Origin of the sequence: Microcystis sp. M083S1 (assembly GCF_020246405.1) — a bacterium.
GTDB classification, from domain to species: Bacteria; Cyanobacteriota; Cyanobacteriia; order Cyanobacteriales; family Microcystaceae; genus Microcystis; species Microcystis aeruginosa_C.
In genome coordinates, this window is record NZ_JADBTB010000035.1 from 1 (window position 1) to 13908 (window position 13908).

The window sequence follows — 13908 nt, forward strand, 5'->3', positions numbered from 1 at the left end:
CAGTTGAAGGAATTAATAATAAACTGAAGGTGATTAAAAGGAGAGGCTATGGATTTAGAAACTTTAAAAACTTTAGTCTTAGATGTTTATTAAATTGGCATTTTGCTAGTTGATTTTACATGGTAAGTTCGGAAGAACCTAAACAACTAAAGAGAACAATATAGAGAATCTTAATTATCAACCATCAATTAATTAGCGATATTATTCCTGCTAAAATCAAGAAAAACAAATTATCTTTAAACACTCATGAGCATTAATGTAACATTTCCCGAAGAACTCCTCATTGCTGCCAGAGAAGAAAAAGAAGCATTCTCTCGTAAAGTCATAATTTATACATTAGGGCATCTTTATCAAGAAGGAAAAATTTCAGCAGGAATCGGCGCACAAGTATTAGGATGCGATAAATATACATTTTATACACTTCTCTCTGAGTATGGTTTTTCCATTATTGATTACACAGCAGAAGAATGGGAGTCAGAAATACAAACCAGCCGTAAATTAGCCAAAAAAATCCAAGAGAATGAAGATAATTGTTAATTCTACACCGATCATCGCCTTATCTTTGATTAATCAATTAGATCTTCTTAATCAGCTATTTAATGAAGTGATTATTCCTTGGGCAGTTTATCAAGAAATTGTCATCGCTGGAGATAATAAACCGGGGGCAAAAGAACTCAAAAATGCCAATTGGATTCAAGTTCAAGAAGTTGCATCATCATCTCCTCTTGAACCGCTATTACTAGGATTAGATCGAGGAGAATTAGAAGTTATTCTCTTGGCAATTTCAATCAAGCCAGACTGGGTAATTATAGATGAGAAATTAGCAAGAAGAGTTGCCAAAGCTATGGAATTACCCGTCAAAGGAACATTAGGAATTCTCTTGGTTGGTTTTTATGCAGGTTATCTATCTAAACAAGAAATTTTAGATTTATCACAACAGTTAGTTGATTATGTAATTCGTATTAGTTCTCCGATTCTTAATTGGCTAAAAACAGAATTAGACAATGATCATTAATACCAAATCAATACAAAATAAACTACCATGAAACAACTAATCGTACACATTCGTGACCAAGAAAAAGCAGAAACACTCTCTAAAATTTTAACTGCTTTAGATTTTGTTGACTCTGTAGAAATCATCGAAGATCAAACAACATTATCTGATAACGAGCAAGAATTCTTTGCCCTGGCAGGATTGTGGGAAGACAGAAATATCACCCCTGAATCTATCCGTGAAGCAGCATGGCGAGAAGAAAAACGATGATTTTATGTGACACCAATATCCTCATTTAATTCTATAAAAACAACCATAGAATTATCGAAGAGCTTCGCCATATTGGACTAAATCAACTAGCCATTAGTTCCATTACTCAAGCCGAATTATATTATGGAGCAATCAATAAAAATGAACTAAACAAAATCAAAAGACATCTCGGATTGCTACATACCTTTCCTGTAGATGTCGCAATATCCAATCAATTTATTAACTTAATGGAAACCTACTCCCTCAGTCACAAACTCAACATCCCTGACGCTATCATTGCCTCAACAGCATTAGTGCAGAATATTAAGCTATATACATTGAATTTGAGAGATTTTTGTTTTATTCAAGGCTTAGAACTCTATGATCTGTCAAATGAATAACCCATCAACGTTAGCATTTTCCAGCGTTCAGCGAACCAGTCATGAATTAGTCAAAAAATCAAAGAGAATGAAGATAATTGTTAATTCTATTCCCAACTTAGTCCCTTTAATCCTTCATTTTGGGGGACTGGTCGCTTTAAGAGAAGTGTATCAAAGTATTAGGGATGTTAGTCGCTGGTGGCGGTGATTCTTGTTCTATGAATTAGCCTCCGCCTTATCCAATTGAATCAGCAGTCTGCTCCCCAGTGTCTTCGACAAGCACAGAAATCCGATAACATAGTTAATAGGTGACATCGGGAAAAAATCATCTATGACGACTACATCAGAAGACGTATGGCGAATCTTAGCCGAATTAGCGACTGCTCAAGCCGAATTGACTGCTGCTCAAAAAGAAACTGACAAACAACTGAAGGAGACTGACCTACTATTGAAGGAAGTTAGTCAACAACAGAAGGAAAACGCCCAACAAATCAAGGAAACTGACCGACAACAGCAGAAAACTGACAAACAACTCAAAGAATTAGGTCAGCAAATTGGGGGACTCGGGGCAAAATTCGGCAGCTTTACCGAAGGACTTGCTCTCCCTTCAATGGAAACGATTCTCAGACAACGGTTCGGCATGAAAGTTGTTAGTCCCAGTGTGCGAGCCAGCGAAGATGGACAACACCTAGAAATTGATGTCCTTGCCTATACTAATGGTGAGTTAAATACTGCCTATATCGTCGAGGTTAAAAGTCATGCTAGAGAGGAATCTATTACACAATTAAAAAGTATTTTGCAACGGTTTCGCAGCTTTTTCCCTGAACACAAAGATAAAAAACTCTATGGCATATTAGCGGCGGTTCATGTATCCCCAGGATTACGCGAAAAAATTCTGCAAGAAGGGTTTTATGTGGCTCGGATTCATGACCAAGTGTTTGAACTCGATATTCCCGATAATTTTCAACCTCAAATCTATTAAAAATTTAGATGTGATTGCTCTCTTCCCCACAGGAAAAAACACTTTTTTCTTCATGAATAGGAAGAATTTAGTAAAATAGTAATAGAACAAATCAGAGGAAAAAAATCATCTATGGCAACTACATCAGAAGACGTATGGCGAATCTTAGCCGAATTAACTGCTGCCCAAAAAGAAACTGACAAACAACTGAAGGAAATTAGTCAACAAGGGAATAAATAATCAGTTTTTAATAACCAGATTTAGTATAAAAAGTGTTTTGCAACGTTTTCGCACCTTTTGCCTCGAACACAAAGATAAAAAACTCTATGGCATATTAGCATCCCAGGGTAAGCGCATCCTAACAATCCTTGACAAAATGAACTTTATGTGGGTTGCCTACCCAGATGGCAATTCAGGCATATTTGAGTAGAATTTGCCATCTCAATTGTTAAGCAATAATCGACCAAATAGGTCGAGTTCGTAACTATTCTGATTGACTGGTATCACTTAAAATGCCCACGCGGATCACAAAATTGGCCAATTGTCAATAGCTTTTGAGATGCCCTTTATGACAGGAAGTCCCCCGACTCATATTCGATCATCAGAACTATAAACAGGCAAAATTATCTGTATATTTAATCACTTAATCAGAAGCGTTTACCTTTGAAATAGCAGTTTTTAAATAGGAAACCACCTCATTAATTGCTACTTCTGACGCTTTTTTACTGGCTCTTTCGACTAATTCCACCTTACCCGATTTGAGAGATTTACCCGTGACAATGCGATAGGGAATCCCAATTAAATCCGCATCTTTGAACTTAACACCTGCACGTTCATTCCGGTCATCTAAAAGGGTTTCAATGCCCGCTTGATTTAACTCATTGTATAAACTTTCGGCGGTTTTTACCTGCTCGGCATCAGCTAAATTAGGAATAACCACAATCGCTTGATAGGGGGCAATAGCTACGGGCCAAATAATGCCATCTTTATCGTAGGATTGTTCTACGGCTGCCTGGGCTAAACGCGATACTCCTATACCATAACAACCCATACAAATGGGGGTAGATTCTCCCGCTTCATTAGTATAAAAAGCATTCATGGCTTGAGAATATTTATAGCCCAATTGGAAGATATGACCGACTTCAATTCCTCTGGCACTTTGCAAGGTTTGATTGGGATCATGAATAGCTCGATCGCCTACCCGGGCCTTGCGTAGATCGACGATTAATTCCGGTAAGATAAAATCTTGACCCCAATTGGCCCCCACTACATGAAACCCGGTTTCATTAGCACCAGTGATAAAGTTTTCTAAGTCTGTCACCGTGTTGTCTGCTATGCGTAAAAACTTAGGAGCTATATCGCTGGATTTTTTGAGTAAATTATCTTCTAAGTCGGGAGCAATATAACCTAAAGGTAAAGGTTTAGTTGCCCATTTCTGTTGAGCGGCAGCATCGGGTATTTTTAAAGCCAAAATTGTTTTAGCATTGTAACGGCCTGCCTGTCTAACTAATTCATTTTGTAGTTTAACTTCATTAACCTCTTGATCACCGCGAATATGCAGTAAAACTAAAACAGTTATGCCGCTATCATAAACCACTTCGTAGAGAACATTTTTGACGATAGCGGTGGCAGAACAATCGAGAAATTGAGCTAAACTTTCGATCGTGTTGGTGTTAGGAGTTTCTTTTTTAGTAAACTTTTTAAAGGGAGAAGCCACTTTATCTGCTGGCAAAGAAACGGCTTTTTCCACATTAGCCGCATACTTTTCATCGGCGGTAAATAAAACCTCATCTTCTCCGGCATCAGCTAAGACCATAAATTCTTGGGATGCGGAACCGCCAATCGCTCCAGAATCCGCTTCTACTGCCCGAAAAGCTAACCCACAACGGCGGAAAATATTGCGGTAAGCTATATCCATCGCTTGATAGGTTTTCTTTAAACATTCCTCGTCGAGATTGAAAGAATAGGCATCTTTCATAATAAATTCTCGTCCCCGCATTAAACCAAAACGAGGGCGAATTTCATCGCGAAATTTAGTTTGAATCTGATATAAATTAACTGGTAATTGTCGATAGGAACGAATTAAATCACGAGCGACGGCAGTAATTACTTCTTCGTGAGTCGGTCCTAATCCTAACTCCCGGTTTTGCCGGTCCGTCAGGGCAAACATAATCCCTTCTGCTTTTGTGTAGGTGTCCCAACGGCCTGATTCTTGCCAGAGTTCCGCCGGTTGCAGTTGGGGAAGTAAACATTCTTGGGCGCCGGCTTTATTCATTTCTTCCCGGACTATCTGGGAGACTTTCTGTAAAACCCGCCACATCAGGGGTAAATAGGCGTAAATGCCGCTGCCAATGCGACGAATGTAACCGGCACGGACTAAGCATTTATGACTGGGGATTTCCGCCTCGGCCGGGTCTTCCCGGAGAGTGACAAAAAGCTGTTGAGAGAGTCGCATCCTATCGATATCCTTTTGAACAGAAGACTTTCTATTATCTCATCAAAGGAGGGGGTCTGCAATTATCAATTACTTGTGTTGACAAACAATAACAGCGACCAGTTTACCGATTCTCAGGTATTTCCCCTCATAACTTGAGACTGGTTGGAGAAGCATTGAACCTTAGTTGCAATTGCCTAACTCCCTTGTTCTCTACTCTAGGAAATATGAGCGTTCAGGTCGGTCGCTGTTATCGTCGTTATCGAGACAGAATGTAACTTTAACAGGGTTTACTCCTTTGTGAACTTGACCTTATAACCTTGCCAGTTGATCTGTCAGGGAAGCTTTTTTCTTTAGCTTCAATTATTAATATAACATCGGATCGGAGCTAGAAGTCTTTCTCTTAATTAAACTTTACATTACTGGGATCAAGGAAAAGCCTAGATGTTTTGACGCTTGACCGATGATAATTAACCTCAGTTCGGTATCAGAAAAGGAGGGGGGGGTTAACCTGAAAGAATACAAACGATTCAGCACCTCCATCCTACTTTAGCCGAGTTCCGCCCTCTCGAACCGGTCATCGAGTTTTTGGCCACGCTCTGACGTAATATGAAAAATCATTTAGCGATGGTGTACTGCTAGGCAGTGCCTTCGACACCGCACTCTTAGACTCACAACTTCAATGAATGACCATGGTGCGTTCCCAAAAATCTATTGGTGGAGCAGTAGGACTTGTATCAGGGAACGCACCCTACAGCTACAGCTAATTAACGCCAGTTCGGTTTAAGGGAATTTTGCCATAGCTTCCACGAAAGAATAGGAGTTTCAGGCTACGGTAGCATCAGGGTTTTAGCTTATCCCGAACTGAGGTTAATTACTATTACCTGCTATTTGTTACAATACGCTACTGCAACTTTAAGAATGTTTTATGTTTAAGACCATACAACATTTTCAATCGGATTTCGTACATCAAATCTGTCACCAACTTCTTAAATCTAGTATAGACTTTCTGGTCAATCCTATCCTCTGGTGCTAAATCACCTCCATGAGCTACAGCATTGCGTAACCGCAGAAATAACTCTAAGGATTCCTTTAAATTAGGATTCGGATGTGCATAATCCTTCCAATGTTCTGGAAACTTTTCAAGTGCAAAGCTTTTGAGTAATTTGTTTAAGACGTTGAAACCAACATTACTCTCGGTATTAACAACTCTTGAAAAAGTGCAGCTATCCCCAGCGTGAAACTGTTTAAGTAAAGCAAAAAACCTTACTTTTCTATTGTCATTTGTAGGATATTCCTTGAACTGTTTAAAGGAGTTTTCCATGTGGTGAATAACTATTTCATCGCAAAAATCATGAAGATCTCTGCCAACATTATTAAGTTCATCAATATAGAGGTTGAAAGATTTTTGGATAAAGCTTTCCCATAAAGAATAAATCATCGATATTGATTGAGTTGAGAAAATGTCTTGATGCTTTGAAGATAGAGAGTACCTTCTCGTAAAAATTGCTCTCTCAATTTCGAAAAGAACAGATATTCTCTCTTCAATAATCTCTTGCAATGCCCTATCAAAATCATCCATAGTCTATTGCTAAGTTTATTATTTAAAAATTTCATCTACTCTTTTAAGACGATTTCTAATCCGACTTTTACTATTAGAAGAGGTTCCAGAATATTTTTTGAAGTCGTTGTCACTTTTTAATTGTGTTATCTTTGATTTCAAAAGTTCAAGGTCTTCAGCATACGTCTCGATATTTTGAGCAACTCCGATTAATATCCCCTCAAAATAAGCTGGAACAAATAAGTTTCTCTCGTTTCTAAATATCTTGTTGTCTTCTATTTGGTAAATTAACTCTAAAACTCTCATGATGAGAGATTCATAAACATCATAGTCAAAACTAACGTTATGAACAGTTATCTCCATAAAATCGTTTAAAAACTTCTCCATATTTTCATTAACATTTTGAGCATTTTTGTAGAAAGCAAAAAACCTAAGAACTAATTCTTGATCATATAATTCATTAAGTTTGCCACTACTTAATTGAGTAAGAGATTTGAAAACTTCGCTTTTACTAACTTTTAGTAAAAGCTCGTTAAGCCTGGGATTAACCCCTCGATAAATTGCATTTCTTATCTCTTGTGGAGTTAATTTTGAACCTCCAGAGTTGAGTCGTTTAAACAACTCATACTTCATGGAAGTACTACTTTCTCCTCTCAAAATTTCAACTCTACAAACAGCCCTTTTCAAGTTTATTTTGAGATTTGGTGGAAGATTGTCAACATTAAAGCCTTGCAAGCTTTTGACCAATCCTCCTTCTTGCAAAGTCCATTTATTTATAGTTTTTATCCCTCCAGTTTCTTCCCCGCTTTCCTCATCAATTTCTTCTTCTTCTTCGACTCCTGATCTGTCTATATCTTCTTGATAGTCAATTGTCCATCCACTACCTTTTAGTTCACCAAAAAAACTTATGAAAGTAGAAACACGTTGCAATCCATCGACTAATTCCCATACACCGTTTTTATCCTCGGCCACAAATATTGGAGGAATTGGAATCGAGAGTAGAATTGATTCTATAAGTGCAGTTTTTTGTGCTTCTGACCATCGGAATAATCTCTGATACTCTGGTCTAATTATTAATTCATTATTTTTGTATAGGTTGATCAACTCCCCAAAAGAAATGTCAAGCCTATCAGACGATAGCCTTTTTCTCTCATCTGAGACTTCTTTTTCGAGTAAGGCTACTTTTTCTGCTAAGGCTACTTTTTCTGCAAGGTTTTCCATATTACTCAGGCTTAGTATGCTTTTCCAAGTATAACAAGCTAACAATGAAATTGATGACGACTCTGTGAAAGAGAGAACTCAGTTTTTAACAGCCTAACTATCAATTATACCGCTACCTGCGGTTCCACACCCTCCTCTATCCCACTTCCATCAGTTAAACACCCCCTCAATTTGGGCATAATTACCGCAGAAGGCTTTCTAATATTCCACTCAAAACGTGCGTTAACGTAAAGCACCGCTAACTTTAATAATGATGGATTGCTAATTATACTCACTGCTGTTGTTGTCTGACATAAGCATCTACAAGATTACGAATCAGGGATTGATAGGAAGCATTATGACGTTGAGCTTCCCGTTTAAAATACTCAATACTCTCCTTAGAAAATTCCATCGTTATCCTGACAGTATTTTGATTCGGTATTAGCTGCTCTGGTGGCGGTAAAAAGTCTTCGACAATTGTCACCTTACCAATCGGTTTTGCGGGATCAGGGGTTATGTTCTTCATAGAATTTTCTCCATTTACGCCATTCAGCTGCGCCAAATATACGAATCACTCCATCGCGGTAAGTAAAACGCACCGTTAAAACCCGGTCTTTTACCTTACCAATACAAAACCAACGTTCCTCTGAGTCACTATGTTGGACATCATGGACAATCAAACGATGTGGATCGAAAAACGCATATTGAGCAGTCTCAAAGTCCACACCATGTTTAGCCTTATTGTCAGCCTCTCTTCGACTATCCCAATCGAAAGTGCTTGTCATGTCACTCTAGCATAGTTTAGTTTGTGTCGCTAAGTATAGAAAAATGCACCAGAAAATAACAAACAAAACAGGAATAGAAAGAGCAGGGAAAATCCCCCACCGATGAATCCAAGTATGTTTATTGTCAACAAACCTTGCTTTAAAAGTAGAAATATTTCCTAAATACTTATCCTGCTCAAGGATGCGTTTTTTTTCTGTCTTAAGTTGATCCATCGCTTTGATAGCCGCATAAAGCGAAGCTCCAATAATACATGATGTCAGAATTCCTAGTATTGGTAAAAATACAGATAGAAACCCAAGTCGATAATTATTATTACCAGAAACTGCAAATGCTGCCATCAAAAAAGACTGGGAAGTGACATACCAGTTCATTCGATTGGCAATCAGATTGTGTTCACGATGGATCTCTTGGTCGATTAATCCGTAATACTCAATCGACTTGAGGTTTTCCTCGTCATTCCACCATTTTTCTTGCTCTTGATTACCCATTAATTCATCTCCCCATATAGCTTATTGAATTGAACTAAATCACCATCTTAAGTAAGTGTTTGGAATTAAATATAAAGATGGATCTCCTTGAAGGACTTGCTGCGACTCAATTTCCTAGAAAATTAGTTGCCCCATATTTTTAGTTAAATTGAATCAACAACGATTATCGAACCATTTAATTAGCACATGGCATAAAAGCAAGCTGTGACTGGGTTCTAATTCTTGGAGATGTCCATTAATTATACCGCTCCCTGCTGCCAACTCCGGCACTCATGGACAGCCTTAACGAGTAATTTAGAGAGTCAACCGCTTAGTGGTCTGTCAATCTTGAAATTGTGGATAGGGGAATCCTGCCAAATTATTCACCCCCAATCCCTCAAAATCATCTTAACAGACCCATAGAATCGCCCTTAATTTTTGTCAATTGTCGGCCCCTAACTATATTCCTCCCCGACACTGAGATTAAAGAGCATTTGCAGGGATTGTAAACAGCGCTTACGCGCTTCGATATCCTGTTGGGCCCGCAGTTGTACCATGGGTTCGTGAAGGATTTTATTAACGATACCGCGGGTCATTGCTTCGATAACTTCTTGGTGTTTTTCGGCGAATTCCGTCCCCAGACGGGAGAGGGCCTTTTCTAATTCCTGTTCGCGAATATCTTCAATTTTGCTTCTTAAACAGCTAATTGTCGGGACAGTGTCCAAAGAACGCCACCAAAGCTCGAAAGCTTCCACTTCCTGCTCTAGGAGTGCCTCTGCTTCCCTGGCCATCTGACGGCGACTTTCCTGATTGGCGGCAACCACCGCTTTAAGATCATCGACGTTAAAAGCTTGCACTTGTGCCAATTCCTTCACGTCGGTGTGGACGTTGCGGGGAACAGAAATATCGATTAACATCAGCGATTTAGCAGTAATCGTCACTTCTGTCAATAAATTTTTAGTTAAAATTGGTTCCGTGGCTCCGGTACTGGTAAAGACGATATCCGATGCCGCTACCGTAGTCATCATCTCTTCTAAGCCATATAGTTGCAGCGGTAGGTGAGGAAATTCACGGGCCAACTCCTCGGCCCGTCTTTGGGAGCGATTGACGATCGCAATTTGCTGAGAACCCTTAGCCAGAAGGTGAGTAACTAATAATCGGGACATTTTCCCGGCCCCGATAATAGCGATTTTCTTGCCGCTGAGGTCTGCCACCTTAGCATGGGCTAACTCCACCGCCGCCGAACTGATCGATACGGCCCCCGTGCCAATACTGGTTTCCGTGCGGACGCGCTTACCGGCAGTCATCGCTTGTTTAAAAAGGCGATCGAGTAATTGGCTAATAGTATTGTACTTTTGAGCTAATTTATGGGTATTTTTAACTTGAGCGAGAATTTGCCCTTCACCGAGGACAAGACTTTCTAAACCGGCCGACACCCGGAGCAGATGACGCACAGCATCCTGATGCAGTAGGGTAAACAGATAACGACGCAGGACATTAAGGGGAATATGCCCGATTTCAGCGAGAAACTGGGTAATTTCCACCACGCCCTTTTCCGTATCCGTAACCACGGCGTAGATCTCCAAACGGTTACAGGTGCTGATAATCGCCACCTCTTGGATGTGGGGATAACCCTTGAGGTGGGTAAGAGCGGACTCGATTTTCGCTTCCGGGATACTCAATTTTTCGCGAATTTCCACAGGGGCTGTCTTGTGACTCAAGCCCACTACAGCAATATTCATTTATGTTCTCCTACAAATGTTGCTCAGGCTACAAAAATTATTGATAAAGATCAGTGCGTTATGTCTCTAATTGTTGCAATTTAGTCCCAATCGGGATGCAAATAAAAGATGTTTGAAAAAAAACTTTATATATTTTTACCAATGGGGGCGAGGTGAGCCATACCCACCCCACCGGGTCAGAGAATTATCTCAGTTGAATGTATTTGGGTTGGTCGAACAGGTGAACGGTATCGACAAAGCGAGCGGTTTTCGATTGGGTGGAGATAACCAAGCTTTGGGTACGAGCGCCACCATGGAAGAAGCGTACCCCTTCCATCAGGGTGCCGGGGGTGATACCACAGGCGGCAAAGAGGACGGTTTCGCCACTGGCTAATTCTTCGCAACCGTAAACGCGATCGGGATTAGTGATACCCATTTCTTGCAGACGAGCGAGATTACCCTCGCGGCTTTCGCCGATTAAACCGGTTTTGACCACTTCCGGATCATAGATTAATTGTCCCTGGAAGTGACCGCCTAGACAACGCATAGCCGCCGCCGAGATTACCCCTTCCGGAGCGGCACCGATACCCATGAGAGCATGAATATTAGTTCCCGAAAAAGCGCAGGAAATAGCGGCCGATACGTCACCATCGCTGATCAGACGAACTCTGGCCCCGGCGTTGCGGATTTCTTGGATTAATTCCTTGTGACGGGGACGATCCATAACCACTACCACCAGTTCTTCGATCGAACGATTGAGACAATCGGAAAGAACTTTCAGGTTTTCCGTCGCCGATTTATTAATATCCACATGACCTTTAGCTGCTGGGGGAGCGGCTAATTTTTTCATATAAAAGTCAGGAGCGGCGAATAACCCACCTTTTTCGGAGATCGCTAACACGGCCATGGAACCATTTTGACCGTAGGCAACCAAGTTAGTGCCTTCGCAGGGATCGACGGCGATATCGATTTCGACCAATTCGTCGGGATTACAATATTGTTTGGCATCAACTTGGGTACAGATACCCACTTCTTCGCCAATATAGAGCATGGGAGCCTCGTCTCTTTCCCCTTCTCCAATAACGATGCGACCGCGCATATGGATTTTATTCATCCGTTCGCGCATCGCTTCCACAGCGACGTGATCGGCGATATTTTTTTCGCCTTTACCCATCCACTTCGAGGAGGCAATGGCAGCCTGTTCGACCACTTCGATAATTTCTAACCCTAGCGTACTTTCCACTCGATGATCCTCCCTACAGCTGATCTATGATTTATCTAGTGAGTTTGTTTCCTTAACAGTCAAAAGTCTATCACCAGACGGGGATCATTCTTAAGTTTTTATGTAGATCATCTGGAGGAGACTGGTATAGCTAGGGAATTTTTGCCGGCACTGTCGCCTCCATCTCAGTTATGGAGACCTTGATCGCTGATTGTGGCTGGCGATCGCCTAAAGGGCTATTCTTACCCCTGTTGTAAATGCTAGACAAGGGCAGCTTTGTCGATACTAAACATCTGGTCAGGTTTTGCCGAGCAAAATTATCCACCCTATTCCGTTAATCCTTCAGTGTGTTTAACCGATGCTAGAATGCACCAAGAGACTCGGTTATTCTAGACAAGCTAAAACCCACTTTTCTTGGCAATTGAGTTAAAACGTCATCGGGTAAGGTTTTAAACTGTTGCCTGATCTCAACAAGCAATTTAAATGCGCGGGCAGCTTAACTGCCATAAATCGGTTTGTTAACGAAGCCAATAAACTATAGCGATAATAATACTCAGAATTACCACAGTCTGACGCAGATAACTAGGAGAGATAATTCTAGCTATTTTCCCCCCCAATAAACCCCCAATTAAAGAGCCAATTGCTACCACTATTGCCGCCGACCAATATACCTGATTAGAAAAGAAAAAAAAACAAGATGCCGCCACGTTAACCACCAAAGAAAGCAACTGTTTTAAAGCATTTAATCTCGTGAGATTATCCTTGAGAAATAAGCCCAAAATTGCCAACTCGATCACACCTAAACCCGCTCCAAAATAACCACCATAAATTGAAGCGAGAGCGATGGGTAAAACCGCGAAAATTTCTGGGATATGACCATTTTCGTCCCCCTGTCGCCGCTGCAACCAAGAGCGTAAAGTATCTTGAAAAGCCAATAAAGCTGCCGCTAAAAGAATCAGAAAAGGAATCAGGCGCTCAAATACTTTATCACTACTATTTAACAGCAAAATACCACCGATAATGCCGCCAATAACTGCCGATGGTAGCAATAACCGAATCCGTTTTTGTTGCCCGTGCAGGTCTTTTTTTTGGGCGAGGGTTGCCCCCAGATAACCGGGGCATAAAGCGACGGTATTAGTCACATTTGCCATCACCGGTGGGATACCCACCGCCATCAGCGTTGGAAAAGTAATCAGACTACCGCCACCGGCAAGAGCGTTAATTAAGCCGGCAGCCACGGCAGCGATTGCTAGGAAGCCATACTGAGTAGGCGTGAGCATTTAGGGGTTAGGGATAGTAATTAGGGCTAAATCAATTTTTTCCTCGTCAACTTGCTTAATTTCGGCTCTAATTCCTGGTCCAAAGTATCTTTCGATTTTTTCCTGTTTTGCCAGCCACTTTTCTAGGGGTAAAAGGGGCGATTCAAATTCTAGGGTGAGACAATAGGCGGAATCAACAGCAGTTTCACGAATTGCCACTAAAGTGGGTCTTTCCTCGTCCGTGGGGCTTAATCCCAGCTTTTCTAGGGCTTCATCCAGATGCACTTCCTGTCCGTAGCGATAGCGGGTGACATCGTTGCGAAGTTTGGTTTGGGTGACAGTAGCCTGTTGTTGGCGCAATTGCAAGATTTCGGGGCTACTGGGTTGACTAAAGGGTATGGGTTTGATTTCCGAAGCTTTTAGGGCTAAACCTCCCAATAATAAGGGTAATCCGTAGAAAAACCCCGCTAAATTGACCGTGGCGTTACCTTGGGCATAACCGATAATCCCGATAACCGTTAAAATACTGCCTAAAATTAAGCCAAAGTATGATAGTCTAATTTTCCTAAGCATGAAATAATTTTTTTCTTGAGTACGCTAATCCTTTAGAGATTATACAACTCAAAAGAATCTTTTTTGCAGAGGGGCAGTGGGGAGATTTTTCAGTTATTAGC

Annotated in this window: 16 protein-coding genes; 6 read left to right on the forward strand and 10 right to left on the reverse strand. The window is 40.9% G+C overall.

The features are described 5' to 3' along the window. From IM450_RS03405 to IM450_RS03430, 6 genes are all read left to right on the forward strand, one after another. The coding region (locus tag IM450_RS03405) for a transposase (protein ID WP_036400142.1) at nucleotides 1–113 on the forward strand (113 nt) is incomplete at its 5' end. A gap of 133 nt (nucleotides 114–246) precedes the next feature. Then, on the forward strand, nucleotides 247–537 hold the full coding sequence (locus IM450_RS03410) for a UPF0175 family protein (protein WP_002802052.1): 291 nt from the start codon (nucleotides 247–249) through the stop codon (nucleotides 535–537). Beyond that, nucleotides 521–1015: a hypothetical protein gene (locus IM450_RS03415; RefSeq protein ID WP_002802059.1), complete on the forward strand. Its 495-nt coding sequence runs from the start codon at nucleotides 521–523 to the stop codon at nucleotides 1013–1015. The genes IM450_RS03410 and IM450_RS03415 overlap by 17 nt, the downstream gene beginning before the upstream one ends. A gap of 27 nt (nucleotides 1016–1042) precedes the next feature. Further along, nucleotides 1043–1264 (forward strand): hypothetical protein, encoded by a 222-nt coding sequence (locus IM450_RS03420; RefSeq protein ID WP_002802061.1) that lies wholly within the window; start codon nucleotides 1043–1045, stop codon nucleotides 1262–1264. A gap of 53 nt (nucleotides 1265–1317) precedes the next feature. Continuing rightward, on the forward strand, nucleotides 1318–1644 hold the full coding sequence (locus IM450_RS03425; RefSeq protein WP_255348759.1) for a type II toxin-antitoxin system VapC family toxin: 327 nt from the start codon (nucleotides 1318–1320) through the stop codon (nucleotides 1642–1644). A 310-nt stretch (nucleotides 1645–1954) separates the two neighbouring features. Beyond that, on the forward strand, nucleotides 1955–2605 hold the full coding sequence (locus tag IM450_RS03430; protein WP_002802065.1) for a DUF3782 domain-containing protein: 651 nt from the start codon (nucleotides 1955–1957) through the stop codon (nucleotides 2603–2605). Nucleotides 2606–3227: 622 nt separating this feature from the next. Here IM450_RS03430 and IM450_RS03440 read toward each other — a convergent pair. The 10 genes from IM450_RS03440 to IM450_RS03485 all read right to left on the reverse strand — a co-directional run bounded on the left by IM450_RS03440 (nucleotide 3228) and on the right by IM450_RS03485 (nucleotide 13807). Continuing rightward, on the reverse strand, nucleotides 3228–5039 hold the full coding sequence (locus tag IM450_RS03440) for a proline--tRNA ligase (RefSeq protein WP_287666696.1): 1812 nt from the start codon (nucleotides 5037–5039) through the stop codon (nucleotides 3228–3230). A gap of 883 nt (nucleotides 5040–5922) precedes the next feature. After that, on the reverse strand, nucleotides 5923–6600 hold the full coding sequence (locus tag IM450_RS03445) for an MAE_28990/MAE_18760 family HEPN-like nuclease (protein WP_287666698.1): 678 nt from the start codon (nucleotides 6598–6600) through the stop codon (nucleotides 5923–5925). A gap of 18 nt (nucleotides 6601–6618) precedes the next feature. Further along, the gene (locus tag IM450_RS03450) at nucleotides 6619–7800 is read right to left on the reverse strand and encodes a DUF262 domain-containing protein (protein WP_287666700.1); all 1182 of its coding nucleotides are present in this window, start codon (nucleotides 7798–7800) and stop codon (nucleotides 6619–6621) included. A 271-nt stretch (nucleotides 7801–8071) separates the two neighbouring features. After that, nucleotides 8072–8305, reverse strand: coding sequence for a hypothetical protein (locus tag IM450_RS03455; RefSeq protein ID WP_002756314.1), 234 nt, complete (start codon nucleotides 8303–8305; stop codon nucleotides 8072–8074). Further along, the gene (locus IM450_RS03460) at nucleotides 8286–8564 is read right to left on the reverse strand and encodes a BrnT family toxin (protein ID WP_002756313.1); all 279 of its coding nucleotides are present in this window, start codon (nucleotides 8562–8564) and stop codon (nucleotides 8286–8288) included. The genes IM450_RS03455 and IM450_RS03460 overlap by 20 nt, the downstream gene beginning before the upstream one ends. A gap of 6 nt (nucleotides 8565–8570) precedes the next feature. Further along, nucleotides 8571–9053, reverse strand: a complete 483-nt coding sequence (locus IM450_RS03465) for a RipA family octameric membrane protein (protein ID WP_287666704.1) — start codon at nucleotides 9051–9053, stop codon at nucleotides 8571–8573. A 434-nt stretch (nucleotides 9054–9487) separates the two neighbouring features. Further along, nucleotides 9488–10774 carry a glutamyl-tRNA reductase gene (locus tag IM450_RS03470; RefSeq protein ID WP_287666706.1) on the reverse strand — a complete coding sequence of 429 codons (1287 nt, stop codon included), beginning with the start codon at nucleotides 10772–10774 and terminating at the stop codon, nucleotides 9488–9490. Nucleotides 10775–10958: 184 nt separating this feature from the next. Beyond that, entirely contained in the window at nucleotides 10959–11996 is a 1038-nt protein-coding gene (glpX, locus tag IM450_RS03475) for a class II fructose-bisphosphatase (RefSeq protein ID WP_002756310.1), read from the reverse strand. Nucleotides 11997–12493: 497 nt separating this feature from the next. Continuing rightward, nucleotides 12494–13255, reverse strand: a complete 762-nt coding sequence (locus tag IM450_RS03480) for a sulfite exporter TauE/SafE family protein (RefSeq protein WP_287666709.1) — start codon at nucleotides 13253–13255, stop codon at nucleotides 12494–12496. Continuing rightward, nucleotides 13256–13807: a DUF2854 domain-containing protein gene (locus IM450_RS03485; protein WP_149974096.1), complete on the reverse strand. Its 552-nt coding sequence runs from the start codon at nucleotides 13805–13807 to the stop codon at nucleotides 13256–13258. Between the last annotated feature and the right edge of the window lie 101 nt (nucleotides 13808–13908).

What these genes read in the sequence shown, in the direction of transcription:
- IM450_RS03480 (WP_287666709.1), bottom strand. Translation starts at nt 13,255, where the DNA reads ATGCTCACGCCTACTCAGTATGGCTTCCTAGCAATCGCTGCCGTGGCT.
- IM450_RS03445 (WP_287666698.1), bottom strand. Translation starts at nt 6,600, where the DNA reads ATGGATGATTTTGATAGGGCATTGCAAGAGATTATTGAAGAGAGAATA.
- IM450_RS03450 (WP_287666700.1), bottom strand. Translation starts at nt 7,800, where the DNA reads ATGGAAAACCTTGCAGAAAAAGTAGCCTTAGCAGAAAAAGTAGCCTTA.
- IM450_RS03485 (WP_149974096.1), bottom strand. Translation starts at nt 13,807, where the DNA reads ATGCTTAGGAAAATTAGACTATCATACTTTGGCTTAATTTTAGGCAGT.
- IM450_RS03460 (WP_002756313.1), bottom strand. Translation starts at nt 8,564, where the DNA reads ATGACAAGCACTTTCGATTGGGATAGTCGAAGAGAGGCTGACAATAAG.
- IM450_RS03430 (WP_002802065.1), top strand. Translation starts at nt 1,955, where the DNA reads ATGACGACTACATCAGAAGACGTATGGCGAATCTTAGCCGAATTAGCG.
- IM450_RS03455 (WP_002756314.1), bottom strand. Translation starts at nt 8,305, where the DNA reads ATGAAGAACATAACCCCTGATCCCGCAAAACCGATTGGTAAGGTGACA.
- IM450_RS03440 (WP_287666696.1), bottom strand. Translation starts at nt 5,039, where the DNA reads ATGCGACTCTCTCAACAGCTTTTTGTCACTCTCCGGGAAGACCCGGCC.
- IM450_RS03470 (WP_287666706.1), bottom strand. Translation starts at nt 10,774, where the DNA reads ATGAATATTGCTGTAGTGGGCTTGAGTCACAAGACAGCCCCTGTGGAA.
- IM450_RS03465 (WP_287666704.1), bottom strand. Translation starts at nt 9,053, where the DNA reads ATGGGTAATCAAGAGCAAGAAAAATGGTGGAATGACGAGGAAAACCTC.
- IM450_RS03420 (WP_002802061.1), top strand. Translation starts at nt 1,043, where the DNA reads ATGAAACAACTAATCGTACACATTCGTGACCAAGAAAAAGCAGAAACA.
- IM450_RS03415 (WP_002802059.1), top strand. Translation starts at nt 521, where the DNA reads ATGAAGATAATTGTTAATTCTACACCGATCATCGCCTTATCTTTGATT.
- IM450_RS03410 (WP_002802052.1), top strand. Translation starts at nt 247, where the DNA reads ATGAGCATTAATGTAACATTTCCCGAAGAACTCCTCATTGCTGCCAGA.